The sequence below is a fragment of the Pararhizobium sp. IMCC21322 genome (genome assembly GCF_030758295.1).
In the GTDB taxonomy this organism is placed as follows: domain Bacteria; phylum Pseudomonadota; class Alphaproteobacteria; order Rhizobiales.
Window position 1 is genome coordinate 2,824,295 of the sequence record NZ_CP132335.1, and the last position, 22,710, is coordinate 2,847,004.

General features: G+C 52.3%; 20 protein-coding genes. 15 read left to right on the forward strand and 5 right to left on the reverse strand.

The features are described from left to right. Positions 1 to 3: 3 nt before the first annotated feature. On the reverse strand, positions 4 to 600 hold the full coding sequence (locus tag RAL91_RS13345) for a L,D-transpeptidase (protein WP_306256704.1): 597 nt from the start codon (positions 598 to 600) through the stop codon (positions 4 to 6). 268 nt (positions 601 to 868) lie between these two features. Here RAL91_RS13345 and RAL91_RS13350 point away from each other — a divergent pair, with 268 nt between their 5' ends. Both RAL91_RS13350 and galE read left to right on the forward strand, forming a co-directional pair. Then, positions 869 to 2,047 (forward strand): glycosyltransferase, encoded by a 1,179-nt coding sequence (locus RAL91_RS13350; protein ID WP_306256706.1) that lies wholly within the window; start codon positions 869 to 871, stop codon positions 2,045 to 2,047. Positions 2,048 to 2,067: 20 nt separating this feature from the next. Beyond that, a complete protein-coding gene (gene galE / locus RAL91_RS13355) occupies positions 2,068 to 3,084 on the forward strand; it encodes a UDP-glucose 4-epimerase GalE (protein ID WP_306262924.1) in 1,017 nt (338 codons plus the stop codon). A gap of 6 nt (positions 3,085 to 3,090) precedes the next feature. Here galE and gph read toward each other — a convergent pair whose 3' ends face one another. Continuing rightward, positions 3,091 to 3,762 carry a phosphoglycolate phosphatase gene (gph, locus tag RAL91_RS13360; RefSeq protein WP_306256707.1) on the reverse strand — a complete coding sequence of 224 codons (672 nt, stop codon included), beginning with the start codon at positions 3,760 to 3,762 and terminating at the stop codon, positions 3,091 to 3,093. Between the two features lie 43 nt (positions 3,763 to 3,805). After that, positions 3,806 to 4,978, reverse strand: coding sequence for an FAD-dependent monooxygenase (locus tag RAL91_RS13365; RefSeq protein WP_306256708.1), 1,173 nt, complete (start codon positions 4,976 to 4,978; stop codon positions 3,806 to 3,808). 217 nt (positions 4,979 to 5,195) lie between these two features. Between RAL91_RS13365 and RAL91_RS13370 the strand changes: the two genes are divergently transcribed. The 11 genes from RAL91_RS13370 (at position 5,196) to RAL91_RS13420 (ending at position 18,152) form a co-directional block, all read left to right on the forward strand. Continuing rightward, positions 5,196 to 6,353: an MFS transporter gene (locus RAL91_RS13370; RefSeq protein ID WP_306256709.1), complete on the forward strand. Its 1,158-nt coding sequence runs from the start codon at positions 5,196 to 5,198 to the stop codon at positions 6,351 to 6,353. A gap of 16 nt (positions 6,354 to 6,369) precedes the next feature. Next, positions 6,370 to 7,347: a quinone oxidoreductase gene (locus RAL91_RS13375; protein WP_306256711.1), complete on the forward strand. Its 978-nt coding sequence runs from the start codon at positions 6,370 to 6,372 to the stop codon at positions 7,345 to 7,347. Positions 7,348 to 7,407: 60 nt separating this feature from the next. Further along, positions 7,408 to 7,746 (forward strand): hydroxyisourate hydrolase, encoded by a 339-nt coding sequence (gene uraH, locus RAL91_RS13380; RefSeq protein ID WP_306256712.1) that lies wholly within the window; start codon positions 7,408 to 7,410, stop codon positions 7,744 to 7,746. A 1-nt stretch (position 7,747) separates the two neighbouring features. Continuing rightward, positions 7,748 to 9,217 carry a xanthine dehydrogenase small subunit gene (gene xdhA, locus RAL91_RS13385; protein WP_306256714.1) on the forward strand — a complete coding sequence of 490 codons (1,470 nt, stop codon included), beginning with the start codon at positions 7,748 to 7,750 and terminating at the stop codon, positions 9,215 to 9,217. Further along, entirely contained in the window at positions 9,214 to 11,517 is a 2,304-nt protein-coding gene (xdhB, locus tag RAL91_RS13390; RefSeq protein WP_306256715.1) for a xanthine dehydrogenase molybdopterin binding subunit, read from the forward strand. Before xdhA ends, xdhB begins: the two co-directional genes overlap by 4 nt. A gap of 19 nt (positions 11,518 to 11,536) precedes the next feature. After that, a complete protein-coding gene (gene xdhC / locus RAL91_RS13395; protein WP_306256716.1) occupies positions 11,537 to 12,457 on the forward strand; it encodes a xanthine dehydrogenase accessory protein XdhC in 921 nt (306 codons plus the stop codon). A 44-nt stretch (positions 12,458 to 12,501) separates the two neighbouring features. Next, positions 12,502 to 14,106 (forward strand): ABC transporter ATP-binding protein, encoded by a 1,605-nt coding sequence (locus RAL91_RS13400; RefSeq protein ID WP_306256717.1) that lies wholly within the window; start codon positions 12,502 to 12,504, stop codon positions 14,104 to 14,106. Further along, entirely contained in the window at positions 14,096 to 15,172 is a 1,077-nt protein-coding gene (locus RAL91_RS13405) for an ABC transporter permease (protein WP_306256718.1), read from the forward strand. The genes RAL91_RS13400 and RAL91_RS13405 overlap by 11 nt, the downstream gene beginning before the upstream one ends. After that, complete coding sequence (locus tag RAL91_RS13410) at positions 15,172 to 16,092, forward strand: ABC transporter permease (RefSeq protein ID WP_306256719.1); 921 nt, start codon at positions 15,172 to 15,174, stop codon at positions 16,090 to 16,092. The genes RAL91_RS13405 and RAL91_RS13410 overlap by 1 nt, the downstream gene beginning before the upstream one ends. A 48-nt stretch (positions 16,093 to 16,140) precedes the next feature. After that, positions 16,141 to 17,223, forward strand: a complete 1,083-nt coding sequence (locus RAL91_RS13415) for a BMP family ABC transporter substrate-binding protein (RefSeq protein WP_306256720.1) — start codon at positions 16,141 to 16,143, stop codon at positions 17,221 to 17,223. Between the two features lie 146 nt (positions 17,224 to 17,369). Beyond that, positions 17,370 to 18,152 (forward strand): suppressor of fused domain protein, encoded by a 783-nt coding sequence (locus RAL91_RS13420; protein ID WP_306256721.1) that lies wholly within the window; start codon positions 17,370 to 17,372, stop codon positions 18,150 to 18,152. A gap of 51 nt (positions 18,153 to 18,203) precedes the next feature. Here the strand turns inward: RAL91_RS13420 and purU are convergent, their stop codons facing one another. Further along, the gene (gene purU / locus RAL91_RS13425) at positions 18,204 to 19,076 is read right to left on the reverse strand and encodes a formyltetrahydrofolate deformylase (RefSeq protein ID WP_306256722.1); all 873 of its coding nucleotides are present in this window, start codon (positions 19,074 to 19,076) and stop codon (positions 18,204 to 18,206) included. Positions 19,077 to 19,236: 160 nt separating this feature from the next. Then, positions 19,237 to 20,745: an FGGY-family carbohydrate kinase gene (locus tag RAL91_RS13430; protein WP_306256723.1), complete on the reverse strand. Its 1,509-nt coding sequence runs from the start codon at positions 20,743 to 20,745 to the stop codon at positions 19,237 to 19,239. Positions 20,746 to 20,988: 243 nt separating this feature from the next. Between RAL91_RS13430 and RAL91_RS13435 the strand changes: the two genes are divergently transcribed. Then, a complete protein-coding gene (locus RAL91_RS13435; RefSeq protein WP_306256724.1) occupies positions 20,989 to 21,609 on the forward strand; it encodes a glucose-6-phosphate isomerase in 621 nt (206 codons plus the stop codon). A gap of 105 nt (positions 21,610 to 21,714) precedes the next feature. Then, a complete protein-coding gene (locus tag RAL91_RS13440) occupies positions 21,715 to 22,665 on the forward strand; it encodes a shikimate dehydrogenase (protein ID WP_306256725.1) in 951 nt (316 codons plus the stop codon). The last annotated feature ends 45 nt before the right edge of the window (positions 22,666 to 22,710 follow it).

Below are 22,710 nucleotides of genomic sequence, written 5' to 3' on the forward strand. Positions count from 1 at the left end.
AAATCAGCGAACGACAATCACTTTCGCGCCAACTCTCACACGCTCATAGAGATGCTCAACATCCTTGTTGGTCATTCTGATGCAGCCGGAAGACACAGCCTGACCGATTGACCAAGGCTCATTGGAGCCGTGAATACGGTAGATGGTGCTGCCGATGTAAAGCGCGCGGGCGCCCAGCGGATTGTTAAGACCGCCTGGCATGTAAGCAGGCAGGCCTGGTTGACGCTTGCGCATCGCAGCAGGTGGTGTCCAGCCCGGCCATTCAGCCTTGCGGGATACGCGGTGCGTACCTGACCACTGGAAACCATCACGACCGACACCAATGCCATAGCGCATGGCTTTGCCATTGCCCTGAACATGATAGAGACGACGCTCTTTTGTGTTTACGATGATTGTGCCGGGCTTCTGTTTGGTTTCATAGCGGACCATTTTCCGCTTGATTTTGGACTTGCCATACCGTGCGGTTGGCCCAATTTCACGCCACGTGCGCGAAGAGGGGTCAAATACTTGCCGCGCTTCCGCGCCGCCATCACCAAAGGGGGCAACTGCACTGCCGGTCAGGACAAGTGCAACAGCCAAAAATAGCCGTTTCAACAACATATGTGTGCTCCAAATTTATCCGCCGCAGCCGCTAGTCGACCACGAATCCCTGAAAACATAATGCTGACCTGTAAAAAAACAGGCAATGGTATTTTGGCCACATAGTGTTCAAAAAACAGCAGTAAAACGGCTTTTCTGCGCCAAAACAGGCGAATTTGTTCACAAAGCAAAAAGATGATCAGAATAACCTGTCAATTCCGGGCTGTGGTTTTAAGACATTCTTAGACAGAAATAGCTTATTCGTTCTCCATCAAAATGGGGTTCAGAAATGGGTGAAATCAATTCACGTCCGCGTGTCATGATCAGTATTGCGCGCGCCGATACCGGTGGCGTTCCGGAACATGTTTTTCAACTCGTCAAGGCTTTGGATGGTCAGGTTGAATTTCACATCGCCTGTCCGACGGATCGCCCATACTACCAGCGTTTCATCACGCTCTTGGGTCAGGATCGGATTGTGGAGATCCCGCATCGTCGTCTGACTGTGTCCGCGTTAAAGGCTATGGCCCGCGCGGTCCGTGAGAAGAACATTGATCTTATACACGGACATGGCAAGGGTGGTGGTGTTTATGGGCGGCTTGTGGCCCTGGCGACGGGTCGAAATGTCATCTACACGCAACATGGCATGAGCCCGGACGCCAAATTCAAATACTGGTTTCTGGACTACAATGTCTGGCTGGACCTTATTCTGGGCAAATTCACCGATGCAAGTATCTGTGTGTCCGAAGGGGAAAAGATTGAAACCGTTGCCCAGTATGTTGCCAAGGCGCATGAACTGAATGTCATTCCAAACGGCGTGCCGAACGGTCTGCAGCGACACCACGTCAATACCGCCGGCCAGCCACTCAGCCTTGTGTCGGTTTCCAGATTTGACGCACAAAAAAACCCCGATGAATTACTCGAGATCGTCGACCTTTTGTCGCGCCGCAATATTCCTGGCGGATTCCATATGACGGTCCTGGGTGTCGGCGATGGCAAGGCAAAATTTGAACAGGAACTTGCGAACAGGTCGCTTGAAGGTTTCGTAACCATGGCTGGTGCCGTATCAGATGTGAGACGGGTCTTCCGACGTTCCGACACGCTCGTCTCCACTGCAACCTGGGAAGGCATGCCTCTGGCATTGCTGGAAGCCATGTCGGAAGGATTGCCGATCGTCGCCAGTAAAGTGGTCGGTAACCGGGACGTCGTTGATGATCGCGAAAGCGGATTTCTCTATCCCCTCGGGGACCCTGAAAGCGCGGTAGATGCTATTGTCAAATTGACTGATGCATCCATCCGGCAGAGCTTTGGCGAAGCTGGCCGAAAAATTATCGACACACGCCACAGTATTGGACATATGTCAGACCAGACATTGCAGCTTTATCGGAAGGTCCTGGGAACACAATCAGTCAGCAAACCAAGGACTGAAGAAGCCGAGAACGAACCGGTTGCTCCCAAAGAGGCAGCTTAAAGACTATGGCAGTTGACGCTTTGAAAATTCTGGTCACAGGCGGCGCGGGCTATATTGGGTCCCATACCTGCGTAGCGCTCATTCAGGCTGGCTTTACGCCCGTCATTGCGGATAATTTCAGCAACAGTCATCCGCTCGCAATCAGTAGAATAGAAGCCATTACCGGCACACGGCCTGAGTCTCATAATTGTGATATTGCAGACCCTGATGCCATGCGCGAGATTTTGCAGAGCCATAAATTTGCAGCCGCAATTCATTTTGCCGGGGTCAAAGCCGTTGGCAGATCCGTTTCAGAACCTCTGGAGACTTACCGCGAAAATGTCGCCGGTAGTTTGTCCTTGCTGCAGTCATTGAAGGCAGGCGGGATTACGCGCCTGATTTTCTCCTCGTCAGCAACAGTGTATGGCGGCGCGGAGCAAATGCCGATCCCGGAAAATGCACAGGTACAACCAACCAATCCCTATGGTCATTCAAAAGCAATGGTTGAGCAGATCCTTCAGGATTTAGCGGCCGCAGAACCCGATTGGGGCATTGGTGTATTGCGTTACTTTAACCCTGTAGGGGCGCACAAAAGCGGCGAGATCGGTGAAGACCCCCAAGGGATTCCGGATAATCTGTTTCCATATGTGTCGCAAGTCGCCGTAGGGCGCCGTGAAAAGCTGCAGGTGTTTGGCGATGATTATGAGACGCCCGATGGTACCGGTGTCCGGGATTACATCCATGTGATGGATTTGGCGGAAGGACATGTCGCGGCTTTGAAGACCTGTTTACAGTCAGACGGTCTTTTTGCGGTAAATCTGGGAACCGGGCAGGGCAGTAGTGTTCTGGAAATCATCAAGGCGTTTGAAGCAACCTCCGGGCGGTCCGTGCCTTATGAAATAACTGATCGCCGTCCCGGTGATGTGGGGACAAGCTACGCTGATCCTGCAAAGGCCCGCGAGATGATTGGCTTTGAAGCCAAGCGTGATCTCACCCAGATGTGTCGGGACGCCTGGAACTGGCAACAACGCAACCCAACAGGTTATTCCAATCAATAGGCCTTTCTAACGGCCAGTTATGGTCTTGATGGCATCGTGAATCTGATCGAAATGTGAAATGATCAAATCAGGGCCAAGCTCACTTACAGGCACCGGCGTATAACCAAAATCAACAGCGATGACAGGAATGGATGCAGCTTTCGCCGCATCAATGTCGCTGCGACTGTCACCAACCATAATGGACTGCTCTGCCTTCGCGCCAGCAAGCTCCACCGTTTTCAACAAATGCTCCGGATGTGGTTTTTTATGCTCGAAAGTATCACCACCGGTAATAGCAACAAACCGTTCCGTAAGGTTCAGCTCTCCCAACAGCAACCGCGCCAGCCGCTCATGTTTGTTTGTGCAAACAGCAAGGTCCCATCCTTCCTGATGCAATCGATCCAGTGCATCGACTAGTCCGGGAAATGGATGAGTTTCCCGGGCGATCCTGGCCTCATACTTCTGCAAAAAAGAAACCATAAGACCATCGAGTCTCTCTGCTGAAACGGCTTCATTATTGGCCGCAAATCCGTTTTCAATCATCATCTTTGCGCCCTGACCAATATAGGTCTTGGCAGTGGAGAGCGGAATTGGCGTTAGCCCTTGCTCGGTCAGGATTTCATTGAGCGTACCAACAAGGTCTGGCGCTGTTTCCAAAAGGGTACCGTCGAGATCGAAGACAAGCAGAGGTTTGGTCATGAGGAACTTTCAAGGAGGATGTGACAGGAGGTTGGTATCAGAGTCAGGTGGAATAGGCACCCAGCCCCTGACGCATCAAAGTGCGACGCAACGGGGCAAATGATTTTGCAGCATAAAGACCAAGGCCTCTGGCAAATTGAACCGGCAGGAACCCGGTCAGCAATGAGCGATTCAGCATATCGACACCAAAGGTGCGGCTTTTAACGTCCAATTGCCGTTTCTGATTGTATCTGACCGCAATGTCGGAAATCGACGCGTGGGGCAGGTGTAACATCTGATAAGCCAGTTCCTCCACATCCCGAATGCCAAGGTTCAACCCCTGAGCACCGATAGGCGGAAAGGCATGACCGCTTTCGCCAACAAGAAAGGCCCGGTTATCAGCCATTTTATCAGCGATTTGTGAAGACATTGGGAAGCTTTGTCGCGGACCCAGATCGCTTACCCGGCCAACCAGGTGACGACCACGTTGCTCGATGTAGCGCGACAGCTCTGCATCGCTGACCGCCATCAATCGCTCTGCTTCATCAGGCGTCACGACACAGACCAGACTGGATCTTTTTCCCTGAAGCGGCACCAGCGTAAATGGTCCGGTTTCAGTGTGAAACTCTGTTGAAATGTTCTGATGTGACTTTTCGTGATGAAAGTGAGTCACCAGCGCGGTTTGTGGATAGTCCCATTGCCGCACCGCTATGCCAGCGGCTTGCCGAACTCTCGACTGCCGTCCATCGGCACCGACAACAAAGTCAGCCTGGATGGTTTCGCCACTTTCCAGTGTGACAGTCACCTTATCGTCAAAGGAAATGTCCTGAGCGAGACCCGGTTTATACACAAAGTTAGAGTGGGTTGAGGCAACATCCTGAATCTGTTTGACAAGATTGCCAACTGGAATGTTGAGCGCGAAGAATGAATGCCCGATTTCGCCAGCTTGGAAGCTGACCTCCGGTGCACGTATCAGGCGCGATGTCCCGTCAATCAGCCGCATTGTCTCCAGGGGTGTGGCATCACTGATCAATGACGCATCAACGCCAACTTCGTCCAAAAGTGCCAGTGAGCCCTGCATCAGGGCGATTGTCCGCTGATCTTGCAGCGGGTTATCGCCCGCGACCAGAACCGTGTCCAAACCGGTCCGGGCCAGAGCCAGCGCAGACAACCAGCCGACAGGACCGCCGCCTATGATGATGGCACGTGTTTGATTGTTGATTTCCGGCTGATCCATATTACCCTATTGATCCCGACACACATGCGAAGATACGGTCCCGCGCACTACCTTTGTTTACATATAGGGTAATAGGTGATGTCTGGCGATATGTCTGCGACAGGTGTCTGGAAATTTCACTCTGGCTGTGTTGGTACAGCGTTCTTAACTCTGGATTCTGAACCAAACGGTCAAAAATGGCTTCTTTCAATTTATCTCTTGGTTTAAAGCATTGGGCATGACCACCGTACTTGCACCTTCCGCAAAATCTGCATCAGTTTGGAACATAAGGGCTTTGTTTTTGTGCGAAGCCGTTGTTCTGACATCAATCTTTCCGCGATTCCCCGATCTGAAAGAAATGCTCGCTCTGGACCATGCCCAACTGGGCTTAAGCCTTCTGGGCCTGCCCTTGGGGACACTCCTGTCACTTGTTTTGGCCGGCGGTCTGGTGGATCGGTTGGGAACACGGAAGGCATCGTTGATTGGCATTAGCCTGGTGGCAATATCCATGATTCTGCCTACGTTGGCAGTTTCCATGATGGCTCTGTTCGTCGCATTGTTTGTGGTTGGACTGTCCCTGGCCCTCATCGAGATTGGTATGAATGTAGATGCCGACCGCGTTGAGAAATGGGCGTCGAAACCCATTATGAGTTCCTGTCACGGTTTTTGGAGCGTTGGCGCACTCATTGGAACCGGTCTGGGCGCTTTGTGTGCCGGCATTGGGATTTCGCCGCTGCAGCAAATCCTGATTATTTCTCCGATCTTCGGAATTGCGGGAATTCTGATTATCCAATTGCGCACGCCCATCCCGGTCCCTCCGCCCTCGGCCCAATTGGCACCGACATTTGCCTTGCCAACCAGAGCATTGCTGGGTGTTGCCGTATTTGCAGTCGGTTTGCAGATGTCAGAAGGAGCTGCTTTTGACTGGAGTGGTATCTATATGAAGGAAGTTGTGGGTGCCAACGCCACTTTCATCGGCATGGCCTATTTTTCTTTCACACTCCCTATGGCCATTGGGCGGTTCTTCGGTGACCATTTCCGCACGGTTTTGGGGCCAGTCAGGCTTGCGCGGATCACAACACTGATCGGCTGTTTGGGCTTGCTTATACTGGGGCTTACGGAAACAGCCATTGGTTCGATTGTGGCATGGGGGCTGGTGGGGCTTGGTGCCTCCATGGCTTTTCCTCTGGCTGTAACAGCGGCAGCAGAGCGTGATGATCGACCCGCAGCTGTGAATGTAGCCAGCGTGTTTCTGGTCGCTTTCACGGCATTTGTCATAGGCCCACCGCTTATCGGTTTCGTTTCCAAGTTGGTTGGTCTGCAAAATGGACTGATGGCGCTGCTTCCATTTTGCATTCTTGGGTATTTTTTGGCACCATCCCTAAAACCAAAATGATTTTGAAGGAGACTTGATGACAAAGGCAATTGTGGTCCGCGAAACCGGAGGCCCCGAGGTTCTGAACTATGAGACCATCGAATTGGCAGATCCGAAGGATGGCGAAGCGCTTGTTCGCCATGCCGCAATTGGTGTCAATTTCATTGATGTCTATTTCCGCTCCGGCCTTTATCCCTCGCCAACCGGAATGCCATTCATTCCGGGCAATGAAGGCGCAGGAATTGTGGAAGCGGTCGGGGCCGGCGTCTCGCATGTGAAAGCCGGAGATCGCGTCGCTTATGTAGGCCCCATCGGTTCTTATGCGGAAAGCCGAATTGTTCCGGCAGATCGGCTTGTGGCATTGCCCGACGATATTTCAGACAAGACCGCTGCAGCCATGATGCTGAAAGGCATTACCGCGCAGTTCCTTCTATGCCGCACATTCAAGGTTGCTGAAGGGCACACCATTCTCTTCCATGCCGCGTCCGGAGGGGTTGGTCTGATCGCCTGTCAGTGGGCCAAAGCACTTGGCGCAACAATTATTGGAACTGTTGGGTCGGCTGAAAAAGCTGAACTGGCAAAAGCACATGGTGCGCATCACACAATCAACTATCGAACCGAGGATTTTGTGGCCCGTGTTCAGGAAATCACAGGTGGCAAGGGTGTTGATGTTGTTTATGATTCCATTGGGCAGGATACATATCCCGGATCGCTCGATAGTTTGAAGCCGCTCGGCATGTGGGTCTCATTTGGCCAGGCATCAGGCCCGATCACCAATTTCAACCTGGCCGATCTGGCCTTGAAAGGATCGTTATTCGCAACGCGCCCCACCATATTCAATTACATTGCGGAGCGGTCAGACCTGGAGCAAAGTGCGAATGATCTGTTCAACGTCGTATCATCTGGCCGTGTCAAAATTCCAATTCATCAGGAGTATGCACTGGCAGATGCGAGAGCGGCTCATGAAGCACTCGAAAGTCGTCGGACCACAGGTGCCAGCATTCTGACCGTTTGAAATGACTTAGCGACAAATGGACCTGATGCAGCTTGCACGGGCCAAATCTGAAAGAGAAGCATGGCAGGATTGACAACACATGTGCTTGATACGGCCACAGGTCTTCCTGTGTCTGGTCTCAAGATCGAATTATGGTCAGCAGACGGACAAAACCGTTTGGCCGAGCGGGTCACAAACTCCGATGGCCGCACGGACAAGCCATTGGTTGCAGCAGACGACGCAGAGGATGGATTTTACGAAATTCGGTTCTTCGTCGAGGATTATTTGAAGAGCTTTCCCAAAGAGTCGCCATTCTTTGATCTCATAAGCATCCGCTTCCGCTACAGCGCCGGGCGTCCACACCACCATGTGCCGTTGCTGCTCTCACCTTTCGGCTATTCCACCTATCGCGGGAGTTGATATGCTGCACGAACTTTGCTTTCGGCTGAATGATGAAGCCATCACGCTAAGCAATTTTGGTTCTACCGATACGCTGCTCGACTTTATCCGCGAGCAGAAGAATCTGGCCGGTACAAAAGAAGGCTGCAATGAAGGCGATTGCGGCGCCTGTACAATCGCCATGGGCGAATTGGAAAATGGCGAACTGGTGTATCGCCCGGTCAATGCCTGTATCCAATTGCTCGGCATGGCCCATGGCAAACACGTGATTACCGTGGATCATCTTTCAAAAGAGGGCGAGGCTTTGCATCCGGTGCAGGATGCCATGGCCAGTCATCATGGCTCGCAATGCGGCTTCTGCACGCCAGGCATTGTGATGTCTTTGTACTGTCTGCATGAGGACCGCAAGGACCCGCCAACACGAGAAACTGTCAACACCTGGCTGGCAGGCAATCTGTGTCGGTGTACCGGTTACCGGCCGATTGTTGATGCCGCAATGGAAAGCTGTTTTGGACCTACTGTTCCTTCAAGCCATCCCACTGATGAGATGAGTGCAATTGACCCATCACAATCCCTGTTTGTTGGTAATGATGACGCGTTTTTCGCAGCACCAGCCACATTGAAGGAAGCACTCGACTTATACGCAAAACATCCTGACGCAACGCCCGTTGCTGGCGCAACCGATGTCGGGCTATGGGTCACCAAACGATTGGATGAGCTTCCGAAAATCCTCTTTCTGGGCCGCATTCAGGGCTTTTCAGACATCGCGGTCGACACCGACGGGTTAACAATGGGCGCTGGTGTGACCTATGAGGCGGCTCTGTCTCATCTGGCAGAAATAGATCCGGATATTGCTGAGCTGATTTTACGTATCGGCTCTCGTCAGGTCCGGGCAAGTGGCACCATTGGTGGCAACGTAGCGAACGGATCGCCCATCGGTGATACGCCGCCCTTGTTGATTGTGCTGGAGGCTGAAGTCGAATTGCAGAGTGCGGACAAAAAACGCTCCATGCCCATCGAAGAGTTTTTCATTGAGTATGGCAAGCAGGACCGCAAAGCCAGCGAACTGCTGACCTCAATCCAGGTTCCCGCACTGAAGCCAGGCGAGCATTTGCGGTGCAGTAAAATCACCAAGCGTTTCGATCAGGATATTTCGGCCGTCATGGCTGCATTCAAGATCACATTGAAGGGCGACCGAATTGCTGCTGCACGGATAGCCTATGGTGGCATGGCCGGCACGCCAAAACGTGCAAACAGCGCGGAACAATTGCTGCAAGGCATTTCCATATCAGATGAGGCTGCGTGGTCGCCTGCAATTGCAGCTTTGAGTGATGATTTTGCGCCCATGAGTGATATGCGTGCAAGTGCGTCCTACAGAATGACAGCAGCGCAAAATCTGCTGCGCAAAGCTTTGCTGGAAATTGGTGGAACATCCAGCGATGCAACACGGGTAACGATGACACGACCTGATGATCTGGAGGCTGCCGAATGACCAGCACCACAGCCACAGTTCATAAAGCCAAAAAACATGACAGCGGCATCAAACATGTCAGCGGCCGCGCCCGCTACATTGATGATGTACCGGAACCTGCAGGAACCTTGCATGTGGTTCCCGGTCTTGCCGCCATCGCAAGCGGTCAAATTAAAAGCATTGATTTGGATCCCGTGAAGCAGGCACCTGGCGTCATTGCCGTTTTAACGGTGGACCATATACGCGGTGTCAATGACACCAGCCCGGGAGGAATTGGCGATGACCCTGTTTTTGCCGAAAAAACCGTCACCTTCCACGGTCAGGCTTTGTTTGCAGTTGTCGCAACCAATCGTCTGGCTGCGCGTAAAGCGGCGCGTCTTGCAAAGGTGGTCTATGAGGCTGATGAAGCACCAATTGTCTCGGTTGCTGATGCCCGCAAAGTCGGCTCAGAGATGCTGGAAACCTACCAATTTTTGCGTGGAGAGCCGGTCGAAGCCATCAAGAATGCGCCGCATCGCCTGAAATCAGATATGAAAATCGGGGGTCAGGAACATTTCTATCTGGAAGGCCAGATTGCCATGGCTATTCCCGGAGAGGATGGCGATATGACCGTCTTGTCCTCCACCCAGCACCCGACAGAAGTTCAGCATGTTGTGGCTCATGTACTGCACGTGCCTCAGCACGCGGTGACGGTTGAAACGAGACGGATGGGCGGCGGTTTTGGCGGCAAGGAAAGTCAAGCCTCGCAATGGGCAGCTATTTCTGCACTCGCGGCACAGGTGACGGGTAAAGCCTGCAAGCTCCGGCTTGATCGCGATGATGATATGATCATGACCGGCAAACGCCATGATTTTGAAGTCAGCTTTGAAGCCGGGTTTGAAGAAAACGGTCGGTTGACTGCCGTTGATACGGATCTGGCGAGCCGCTGCGGCCATTCGGCAGATTTGTCGCTAGGCGTCAACGACCGCGCCATGTTCCATTCCGACAACGCCTATTTCTATCCTGATGTGCGCATCAAGTCACACCGGCTGCGCACCAATACCGTGTCTGCCACCGCCTTCCGCGGCTTTGGTGGACCCCAAGGGGTTTTGTTTGCCGAGCGTATGATGGATGAAATTGCCATCGAAACGGGTTTGGACCCGCTGGATGTGCGAAAGGCCAATTTCTATGGTCATGACAGCCGCAACGTCACACCTTTCGGCATGGTCATTGAAGACAATATTATCGATGATCTGGTCACTCAGTTGGAAAAGAGCAGCCACTATCGGCACAGACGTACGGAAATCGACGCTTTCAACCAAACCAGTCGCTTCCTGAAAAAGGGAATAGCGCTGACGCCGGTAAAATTCGGCATTGCCTTTACTTTGAACCATCTCAATCAGGCCGGGGCGCTGGTGCATGTCTATACGGACGGTTCGGTATACCTCACCCATGCCGGGACCGAAATGGGGCAAGGGCTCTACATTAAAGTAGCGCAAGTCGTCGCCGAGGAATTCGGCATTGGTCTCGATCAGGTCAAAATTGGTGCCACAGTCACAGACAAGGTGCCAAATACGGGGCCGACCGCCGCCTCTTCCGGGTCAGATTTGAACGGCATGGCGGCAAAGGTGGCTGCAGATCAGATAAAAGCGCGCATGCGTGCTTTTATGGCCGAACGCTTTCAAGCCCAGCCTGACGACGTGGTCTTTGCCGAAAACATGGTATCCGTCGGCGATGGCAGTATGAAGTTCAGCGACCTTGCACAGGAAATGAATCTCGAGCGGATTTCGCTGTCTGCCTCCGGGTTTTATCGCACCCCAAAAGTCTCCTGGAATCGGGATGAGATCAAAGGCCGTCCGTTTTTCTATTTTGCCTATGGGGCGGCCTGCTCGGAAGTGCAGATCGATACCATGACCGGCGAGATGAAGGTCACGGCAGTTGATATTCTGCATGATGTGGGGAAATCGCTCAATCCTGCTGTTGATATCGGCCAGATTGAGGGCGGTTTCGTGCAGGGGATGGGCTGGCTGACTACAGAAGAACTGGTGTGGGATGAGAAGGGTCGACTGCGTACGCACGCGCCATCAACCTACAAGATCCCTTGCGCGTCTGATGTGCCGGAGCATTTTGTAACCAATCTCTATGACAGTTCCGGCAATCAGGAAGACACAATCTATCGTTCCAAGGCGGTTGGTGAACCACCCCTGATGCTGGGCATATCTGTGTTCAGCGCCGTCTATCATGCGATTGCCAGTATAAAGCCCGGTGCCAAACCGCAATTGGACGCTCCGGCGACGCCTGAGGCCATTTTGTCGGCAATTGCATCTTTGGAACCGTCGTAACGGTCATGGATTGTCACCCATGAAGCTGTGGCAACCTCTCGCAAAATGCCTATCTGAAAATCAGCCAGTTGTTCTTGTGCTGGTTCAGGAGGCCCGAGGTTCGGTGCCCCGTGGTGTTGGCGCGGGGCTGGTCGTGCTTCCCAATGGCGAATTCTATGGAACGATTGGCGGCGGCGCACTTGAATGGAAGGCGCTGAGCCATGCGACAACATTTACCGAATCGGGCAAAATGTTTGAACAACTGAATGTGCCTCTTGGTCCAAATCTGGGCCAGTGTTGCGGAGGGCATGTTTCTCTCACATACGAAGCATGGAATCCGGAACGCCTCGAGGAAGCAGGAGTTCTGGCACAGGCAGAATGCGCCGGACGCTTTGAAACTACACAATCACATACGAACACCGATCTCATTCACCGCACAATTGTGGAATCTGAAGGTACCGAACGCTTCGGCATCAACTCCGTTCCCGTTGCCATATTCGGGGCAGGGCACGTTGGAAAGGCGTTGATGAGGTCGCTGTCACTGCTGCCTGTGCGCATTGTCTGGGTCGACAGCCGTGCCGACATGTTTCCCGGCCTTGCGCCCGACAATGTCAGCATGCATGCGCTTTCTGATCCGCGCACCATTCTCGCTGATCTGAGTTCTGAAACATCCATCATCATCCTGACACACAGCCACGCGCAGGACCTGGCCATATTGGAGGCAGCGTTGAAAGTAGGCTTTTCCTTCGTTGGCGTAATTGGCAGCAAGACCAAACGGGCAAGGTTCGAATCAATGCTGCTCAAAGCCGGGCTCAATGAGAATCTAGCCAGAAGCTTTCATTGCCCAATCGGTATTCCCGGCCTTGAAAACAAGGAACCAAGCGTAATCGCTGCCTCCGTTTCTGCGCAGCTTTTTATGGGAAAACCCGCCAAAACCAAAAACGGAACTTGTTTTTTGTAAGGCAACGCGCCCTAATACATCTCTGGATAGTGGGGTGAACGAACTTGACAGACGAACAATCGCATAGTGCAACACCGTTGTTGCAGGCCAGAGGTATCGTAAAACGCTTCGGATCCCTGACGGCAAATGATTATATCGACCTTTCTCTTTTTCCCGGCGAAATTCATGCCCTTTTGGGGGAAAACGGTGCCGGTAAATCCACATTCGTAAAAATGCTGTACGGCAGTCTGCGACCGGATGAAGGCACTCTGAGCTGGAAGGGGGCTGAGGTTTCCATCAAAAATCCGGCTATGGCCCGGCAATTGGGCATTGGGATGGTGTTCCAGCATTTCTCCCTGTTTGAAGCGCTCACCGTGGAAGAGAACATTCTGTTGGCGCTGCCGCCGCAACAGGCGAAAAATCTGCGACAACGTATTAAAACCGTATCGGCTGATTATGGCCTTCCGCTTGATCCAACAGCAACAATTGCGGACCTTTCGGTTGGTGAAAGGCAGCGGGTCGAGATCGTGAGATGCCTGCTTCAGGAGCCGGATCTCATTATCATGGATGAGCCGACATCAGTTTTGACTCCACAAGAAGCAGACGAGTTGTTTCTGGTTCTGGAAAAGCTGGCGTCCGAGCGTAAAAGCATTCTGTATATCAGCCACAGGCTGGATGAAGTGAAGCGGCTGTGCCACCGCGCCACCATTTTGCGTCATGGCAAACTCATTTCCGAATGCGATCCACAGCACGAGAACGCAAAAACGCTGGCTGCAATGATGGTTGGCAGTGAAGTTGCAGACGTCAAACGTGTCCCGCAGGATTTGCATGACGCTAAAAAGTGCCTGGTGGTCAGAGCGCTGAATTTGGAACCTGAACTGAACACCGGAACCAGCCTGGTTGATGTGTCCTTCGACGTTGCAAAGGGCGAAATCCTCTGCATTGCCGGCATTGCCGGTAACGGCCAAGCCGAATTATTTGGCGCATTGTCGGGCGAAACGCCTGTCTCGGATGTTGGTGCGATTGTCTTTGAAGGATGGCCCTGTGGCGCTGATGGCATTGCGGAACGTCGCAGGCGCGGCGCGGCATTTGTGCCTGAAGAGCGCAATGGTCACGGCGCGCTGGCCAGTCTGAAGCTCAGCAAGAATATTCTTCTGTCGTGGAACAATGCCAATGATGGCACCACCAGAAAGGGCATTATTGACCGTATGGCGCTGGCACGCCTGGAAGGGGCAATCACCGAGGCATTTGATGTGCGTATGGCGCATGCAGATGTGGAGGCCGGGGCTCTGTCCGGTGGCAATCTGCAAAAGTTTGTCATGGGCCGCGAAGTCAAGCGCAGACCGAAATTGCTGATTGTTTCCCAGCCGACATGGGGTGTGGATGCGGGAGCGGCCAGTCTGATCCGGCAAAAACTGGTGGATTTGTCTCGAAGTGGCACGACAATTGTCGTCATCAGCCAGGATCTGGATGAAATTTTTGAAATTGCCGATAACGTCGCCGTTATCTCTGAAGGTCACATGTCGAACATGTATCCGATTGATGAAGTGACACGGGAACAGATCGGACTATTGATGGGCGGCATGGACCCTAATGGTCCACCCGAAGTAACGGCGGAAGCCATGGCGCAGTCGCTGATGCGTGACAGGGAGGCGGAAGATGCCGTTTAAACTACAACGCAGAGACGAGCATTCAGCGTGGATGGCGCTGTTTTCACCTTTGATCGCTGTCGCATTGATGCTGGCGACTGGTGCTGTGCTTTTTGCAAGTCTGGGCATTGATCCAGTCAAAGGACTGAGTGTCTACTTTCTGGAACCGCTGCAAAGCGCCTGGTCGCTTCAGGAACTTGTGGTCAAGGCAACGCCTTTGATCCTGATCGGTATCGGCCTGTCGATCTGTTATCGCGCCAATATCTGGAACATCGGAGCTGAAGGTCAATTTGTTGCCGGTGCTCTGGCTGGCTCCTATTTTCCTATCATGATGGTTGGTTGGGAAGGCCCATTTGTCTTCCCCGCAATGATAGCAGCCGGCATGGCGGGTGGCGCTTTGTTCGCGCTTATTCCGGCAGCTTTAAAAATTCGTTTCGGCGCCAATGAAATCCTGACCAGCCTTTTGCTGGTTTATGTGGCCCAGTTTTTACTGGATTGGCTGGTACGCGGTCCGTGGCGGGATCCGGAAGGGTTCAATTTTCCGGAAAGCCGTCTGTTTCCCAGTGACGCGGTAACGCCGCTGATCGTCGAAGGCGGCCGGATGCATATCGGTTTTCCGATTGCGCTCATAATAGCTCTGTTGGCGGCCTTCTATCTGGCCCGTACCATTCACGGCTTTCAGATACAGGTCATTGGTGAATCGCCTCGTGCCGCTCGATTTGCCGGTTTCAGCCAGAGCAAAATGATCGTTTTTGCCTTTGCTGTTTCCGGTGCTTTGGCTGGTTTAGCCGGTATTCTTGAGGTGGCTGGTCCCATCGGGCAATTGCGACCGGTTATTTCACCGGGCTATGGCTTTACCGCCATCATCGTAGCCTTTCTGGGCCGGTTGAACCCGATCGGAATCGTTATTGCTGGCTTTGTTCTGGCTCTGTCATATCTGGGCGGCGAGGCGGCACAGGTTACGCTTGGAATTTCGGACAAGATCGCGCGGGTTTTCCAGGGGCTGCTGCTGTTTTACGTGCTGGCGTGTGACACATTCATTGTCTACACCTTCCGCCGCATTGGCGTTGCCAGGGAGGCAAGCTGATGGAAATGTATGAAGCCATAATCCTGACCATCATCACCGCTGCAACGCCATTGCTGTTGGCAGCATGCGGGGAATTGGTTGCAGAGCGCGCCGGTATCCTGAATCTGGGTGTTGAAGGTATGATGATCATGGGTGCCGTGGGTGCCTTTGCCGTCGCGTTCACAACCGGGTCTCCCTATTTGGGAATAGCTGCGGGCATTGCAGCAGGTGCTGCTGCATCGCTCCCCTTTGCTTTCCTCACCATATCCATGGTCACCAATCAGGTGGCAACAGGACTTGCGCTTACAATTTTGGGCCTTGGCCTGTCTGGGATGATCGGTGATGCCTATATCGGGCAACCCGGCGTCAAGCTGCCTCCAATCAGCGTTGAGGGGTTATCTGATCTTCCCTATGTTGGGAAAATCCTGTTTTCCCAGGACGTGATTGTCTATGCTTCGATCTTCCTGTTGCTGTTTGTTTGGATTTTTCTCTTTAAAACCCGTGCGGGATTGTCGCTGAGAGCGGTTGGCGACAGCCATTCCTCCGCTCACGCATTAGGTGTCTCCGTGCGCAAAGTGCGCTATCTGGCCGTCATCTTTGGCGGAGCCTGTGCCGGACTGGCCGGGGCCTATCTGTCGCTGGTCTATACGCCGCAATGGACAGAGGGCATGACCGCTGGTCGTGGCTGGATCGCGGTGGTTCTGGTTGTCTTTGCAACATGGATGCCAGGACGGCTTTTGGCCGGTGCCTATCTGTTTGGGGCTGTGGCGATCCTTCAACTGCACGCACAGGCTGCAGGGGTCAATATTCCATCGCAGTTCCTGTCCAGCTTGCCGTATCTTGCCACGATAATTGTGCTTGTTTTGATTTCCAGGAATCGTACTCTTGTGAAAAAGAATTCACCCGCATGCCTTGGCAAACCCTTCGTGCCTGATGTCTAATGTCAGGTGGGCGGAGCCAATTACTCATTTAATCAGGGAAATTTCTCTATGAATCGTATTGCAAAAATACTTGCAGGGGTCATTACGCTCTCTGCGCTTGCACTGGCCGGACCGGTCCTTGCGGCAAGCCACGGAAAAACCAAGATCGGCTTTATCTATGTCGGACCCGTAGGCGATCATGGTTGGTCCTACCAGCACAATCAGGGACGCCTCGCCATTGAAGAAGCCTTTGGCGACAAGGTCGAAACCACATATGTGGAAAATGTATCGGAAGGTCCCGACGCGGAGCGCGCCATTGAACGTCTCGCCCGTGAAGGGTTCAACATGATTTTCACCACGTCATTCGGGTACATGAACCCGACTGTGAAAGTGGCCGCAAAGTTCCCGGACATCTATTTCGAACACGCCACTGGTTATAAGCGTGCCGACAATGTTTCCACCTATTCGTCCCGTTTCTATGAAGGCCGCTACATCATCGGCCAGATTGCTGCGAAGGTCTCTGAAACCGGAACAGCCGGTTACATCGCCTCATTCCCGATTCCCGAAGTTGTGCGTGGCATCAACGCATTCATGCTGGGTGCGCAATCTGTTAATCCGGATTTCAAATTGAAAGTGGTTTGGGTCAACACATGGTTTGATCCGGGCAAGGAAGCTGATGCTGCCAAGGCTCTGATCGATCAGGGCGTTGACGTAATTTCCCAGCACACTGATTCACCAGCGCCCCTGCAAGTAGCTGCAGAGCGTGGCGTCAAGGGATTTGGTCAGGCATCTGACATGATCAGATTTGCACCGGAAGCCCAGTTGACGTCCATCGTGGATGTTTGGGATGCCTATTACGTATCCCGCGTGCAGGCAGCCATGGATGGCACATGGGAATCAACTGACACCTGGGGTGGCCTGGATGCCGATATGGTTGAAATGGCAGCTTACACAAACCTTCCAGACGACGTTGCTGCTGAGGCTGCTGTCACGCAGGAATCCATCCGCAGTGGCCAGTTTCATCCCTTCACCGGGCCGATCTACAAACAGGACGGTTCCTTGCTGGTAGGCGAGGGAGAGATTGTTGATGATGGCACGCTGCTTGGTATGAACTTCTACGTAAAAGGCGTTGATGGGGATCTCCCGCAATAAGCGCCTGACCTATTCGAAACTCTGGAAGCCGGCCACTTGGCCGGCTTCTTGCGATTTAGCGATAAGCTGACACAAAGCGGTGACAATTCTTACGAAACGCTCTAAGAACTCATTGTGACAAAGCATCTTTGGGGGGGGTGAATTTAATGAGTCTTTGGAAGCGAATGATGGGACGGCGGCCTGAAATAGAGCCGGTTGTGCCCGCCAAACGTAGTGGCTCGAGAAGGCGTGTTCGCGAAGCTGATGACATAACCGACATTGCCGCAGAAGAAGCTTTTGACGGTGCTCTCACCGAAAGCATTCGCGCCCGCTGGACCTATTGGAACAAGCTTGGCGATCTCGCTCCTGATTTGATCGCCCCCCAGGTTAATTCCATATACAAAAATGTCCCCGCATGGCCCTCGGATCGGCTTGCATTCCTGACCATCGAACGGGAAGCCTCAACAATAATGGCCACGGATGGGTTGTCCGACCCGTTTGAGGATCAGAACCGCAGTAATCAGGGCTTCCGTGTCGAGTTCTTTATGGACATCACGGAACGACCCTTATCTGAACAGTCGCGCCATATCGCAGTCGAAACACTAATGACCATTGCCTACAACACGGTTGCGCGGGGCGGTATCGAAGACCTCCTGGATGAACATGGTCTGATTTCCATGGAGATTCCTGAAAGTGATTTACCGGCAACGCATCTCACATCCGATGGCAGCGCCGGGATACTGCTTGGAGGCCCAAAGGCTGACTTTGAAACGCTGTATGTTGATGGCCCTTTGGGGGACATTGAACTCGTATCACTCACACTTTTGACGGGCCGCGAGACAGACCTGATCCGCAAAAAAGGTGCCGGTGCAAGGGCTGACATTGCCCAAAACCTGCTGGAATCAGGTATTGGACACCGAACAATCATCGGTCGACCATCGATTATCTAACGCGTCGTTGTAGAATTTCCGTGGCTCCGGATGGCAGCCTGCATCACCAGTCTAGCGTTCGAACACAACGGTGCGATGCTCATTTATGAAGACGCGGCGCTCCGCATGTAACTGAATTGCTGTCGACAGGACGCGTGCTTCAATTGCACGGCCTCTTGCCACCAGATCATCGGCATTCAGGGCGTGTGTTACACGCTCCGCATCCTGTTCGATGATGGGTCCTTCATCCAGATCTGGCGTTACATAATGTGCCGTTGCACCAATCATTTTCACACCTCGGTCATAGGCCCGGTGATAGGGTTTTGCGCCTTTGAAAGCGGGCAAAAACGAGTGGTGAATATTGATTATTTTGCCAAAATGTTTGGAACTGAAACTATCGGACAGGACTTGCATATATCGCGCAAGAACCACCAGTTCGGCCCCGGAGCGGGTCACAATGTCATCCAGCCGCATTTCCTGCTCGGTCTTGGTTTCCGGTGTGACTTTCAGCAAATGAAACGGAATTCCAAGACGTTCGACATCCGCCCGCGTTACGTCATGATTGGAGACAACTGCAACAATCTCGATAGGCAGGACGCCGGTCTTTGTCCGGTAAAAGATATCCTGAAGGCAATGATCGAATTTGGACACCATGACGATACATTTGATTGGCGTCCCGTCCGTAAACAGATGTGTTTCAGCATCAAATTTGTTAGCGAAACCAACGACCGCTTTTTGCAGATCTTCTAAAGAAACAGTGGCCGGTGCAGAAAATTCGACACGCAAAAAGAACTGTCCATTTCCATCTGCCCGTGTGGTTCCGGGGGCTGGTTGAAAGAACTGCGAGCTTTGGAGAATGTTGCATTCCCTGGCCGCCAGAATTTCAGACAAGCCAGCCACGATTCCAGGCCTGTCCGGACATGTCAGCGTCAATACGACGGTCATAAGGTCTCTCTTTTGATCAGGAAATATGTGTTGGTCTTAATGGAAAGCTCAGAAGAGTGCAAAAAATATCAACGGAAGAGTCCGCCCATTCTGTCTTTCTTTTCAAGACGATGCTGCAAAGGCCAAAACTGATTTCAATTGAAATTCAACTGCGATCCGCTCAAGGTTTTCTGGTGAGGGGCAGTGCATCAATTCTGTCATAGAATTGTTGTGAGGATTCATAGAGATCGGCGTAGACAGGCATCATTTCGTTGTAAAGTTCGGCCCATGCCGGTATCGGATTAAATTGCTGTCCGTAACGCACCATTCCACGCGTTGCGTCCTGGATGTCGGACTTGTTCCCGGATGCGACTGCCATCAGTATTGCCGCTCCAACAACGCCACATTCCAGCTCTTCGGGAACCAGATATGGTACGCCATACATACTGGCCTTTATGCTGAGCCAAAGCTCGGATTTTGCGCCGCCTGACGCGGCGACAATGCGATCCGGCCGTCCTGCGCCGCCTTCAACAGCCGGGAGCTTCTGCCGGACCGAAAAGGCAACACCTTCCAGAACAGCTCTATGTAAATCCGGCAGGTCGTGTGCCGCGGTCAATCCAAAAAACTGGGCGCGCGAATTGCTATGATTTCCAAACCGTTCTCCCGACAGGTAAGGCAGAAAGAAGAGGCCGTTAGAGCCTGCTTCTGCATGCGTGGCCAATTCTGCGACCTCTGCATAGTCTCTGCGATTGCCATGAAAGGCGCGTCTGGCCCAGCGCACAGCATCGCCGCCCGCATCAAGAAGCGTGAGGCTGCCCCAATTTCCCTCAACCGTTGCCACGTTTGACACTTCATCATTGAGCACGGGTGCGTCATGGACAAAGGTAATAATCGACGATGTGCCTGTGACATCAGAACCAAGGCCGGGCTTTGAGACACCTGACCCCAGTAAGGCCATCGGATAATCCCCGGCACCCACCAAAACGGGAATTCCAGCCGGTAAACCCAAGAGCAGTGCGGTGTTTTGGTACAGCGTTCCAAGTACGTCTCCCGGGCTTTTGATCTCTGGAAGCAGCCGTTTTGGAATGCCTGTCAATTTGATGAGTTGCTCTGACCAGGTCTTTGTTTTGCTGTCCATGAGATAACTCATGGAGGCTTCGGTAAAATCCTGCGCTCTTTCACCTGTCAATTTGAAATTAATCCAGTCTTTTGGCATTAAAACTGTGCTGGCCGATTCAATGGCCGCTGGGTCATTCTCCTGCAGCCAGAGCAGTTTGAACGCTGGCCAGGAGGTGGCTGGCATATTTGCTGTGATTGGGAGCAGATCAGCGGGGTGGACCCGAGCTGCAAATGCATCGACTTGGGGCTGTGTTCGTTTGTCATTCCAAAGCAGTGCTTCTGCCCGGGCCAGATTGCCATCATCGTCAATCAGAACTGAACCGTGCATTTGCCCACATGTACATATGCATGCAACTCGGTCTGCAGCATTCTCAACTTTTGTCAGGACATCCTGAACACTCGCAATTGTGCCATCCCACCAATCCTGAGGACGTTGTTCGGACCAGCCATGTTGAGGTACGATTTGCTCATGTTCCTTATGGCAAATCGCAACAATCTTGCCGGTCAGATCCACCAATGCTGCACGAATGCTTCCGGTGCCGACATCAATTGCAAGATACAGATCACGCATCACTCAAAGCCTTTTTTGGTACGGCATCAAAGACACGAGTAAAAACTTTCTGATCATCTGTTTGTCCCGGAAACGCGGCCATTGTCATGGCATTCTCCCTCACGTTTGAAGGCGACCATGACTCAAGGTTTCAGACAAATCAATCCGGATATGTAGTTCAACTACTCTCACGTGCCTGAATAGGACACACATTGAATATTTCTGAAAATAAATGTAGTAAAACTACGGATAATTGGAGGCGCTATGTACATTGAACCAACCACTCACACCGTCGACAGCATGACGGGGAGCCTGTCCAATTCAACAGGGCGATATCAAAAGAAAATATCTGATCTCAAAGGGATATATGCGGACAATGTTACGTTCTCACGCATGTGTGCCGATGATCCGGACAGGATTGTTTATGAGGTTTGCGAAGTGCGCCCGCAAGCTGAGTCAGGCGATCTGATTTTCGGAACGACCCACATGGAGCCCGGAATAGTTGGCAATGAGTTCTTCGTCACAAGAGGACACATCCACGCGCGCGCAAATCGGCCAGAAACCTATTACGGTGAAAGTGGGAATGGGCTCATGCTGTTGGAATCGCCACACGGCGACATTCGGATTATGGAAGTCAAACCAAAGACCCTCATTTATGTTCCACCCATGTGGATTCATCGCTCAGTCAATGTTTGCAATACGCCATTGGTCATGAGCTTTTGTTACCCGGTTGATTCTGGGCAGGATTACGAAATTATCGCGCAGTCCGGAGGCATGGCTGTCCGTATCGTCGCGGATGGAAGCGGATGGAAGGCGATTGACAACACAGACTACAAGCCGCGCACTGAAGAACAAATTGAGACAATCCACGCGACCCGGGACTGACAAATGATCGCTTTTGATGCGCTGCCAAACCATGATGTCGTTCCAGTCACTAGAAACCATTACCAAGGCGGCTTCTGATCTGATCGCTAAGCTTCGAGGCACCCTATGAGCTACACACCCGCAGAGATCCCAACTTTCTATTTTATCGGAGTCACAACGCAGTTCTCATCAATCATGAAGGTCTTTCCGAAATGGGCTGCCCATCTGGGTCTGGGTGAAGTGGAAATCAAAGGCATCGATTTCCCACCTCATGACAAACCACAAAACTACAGAGATGCAGTCGCGTTCATTAAATCCGACCCGCTCTCTTTGGGAGCGCTTGTGACAACTCACAAACTTGATCTGTATGCTGCGTGCAAGGACATGTTCGACAATGTCGATAATCATGCTGATCTGATGGCAGAAACAAGCTGTCTTTCAAAATTGAATGACAAGTTGATCTGTCACGCGAAAGATCCCATTTCGTCCGGCCTGTCTCTTGATGGCTTCCTTGCCGAAAATCATTTTTCCAAAACGGGCGCAGAGGTTTTTTCGATGGGGGCAGGCGGCTCTACCATCGCTTTGACATGGCATCTTACGCAGCCTTCCAGAGGAGCTGACCGGCCGTCCCGGATTGTGATTTCAAACAGGTCGCAACCGAGAGTGGATCACGTTCGTAGTATTCATGAACAACTGGGACACGGCATTCCTGTTGAATATGTTTTGGCGACAAGTCCGGACCATAATGATGAAATTCTGCACGGTTTAAAGCCTGGAAGTCTGGTGATCAATGCGACAGGCCTTGGGAAAGACGCCCCCGGCTCACCTTTATCCAATGCTGCTCGGTTTCCCGAAAACTCCATTGTTTGGGATCTCAACTACCGTGGCGAATTGGTGTTTCTGGATCAGGCACGAGCCCAAGCATCCGCAAATCAAATATCAATTGAAGATGGGTGGTCGTATTTCATTCACGGGTGGACACAGGTCATTGGTGAAGTTTTTCATATTTCGATACCGACGTCAGGGCCTGAGTTTGATAAAATCGCTGAAATTGCCTCTGCAGCCAGTGGACGGTAGTCACGATCTTTTACTCCTGAAGTAATCGATGGTGAACATCTGAAA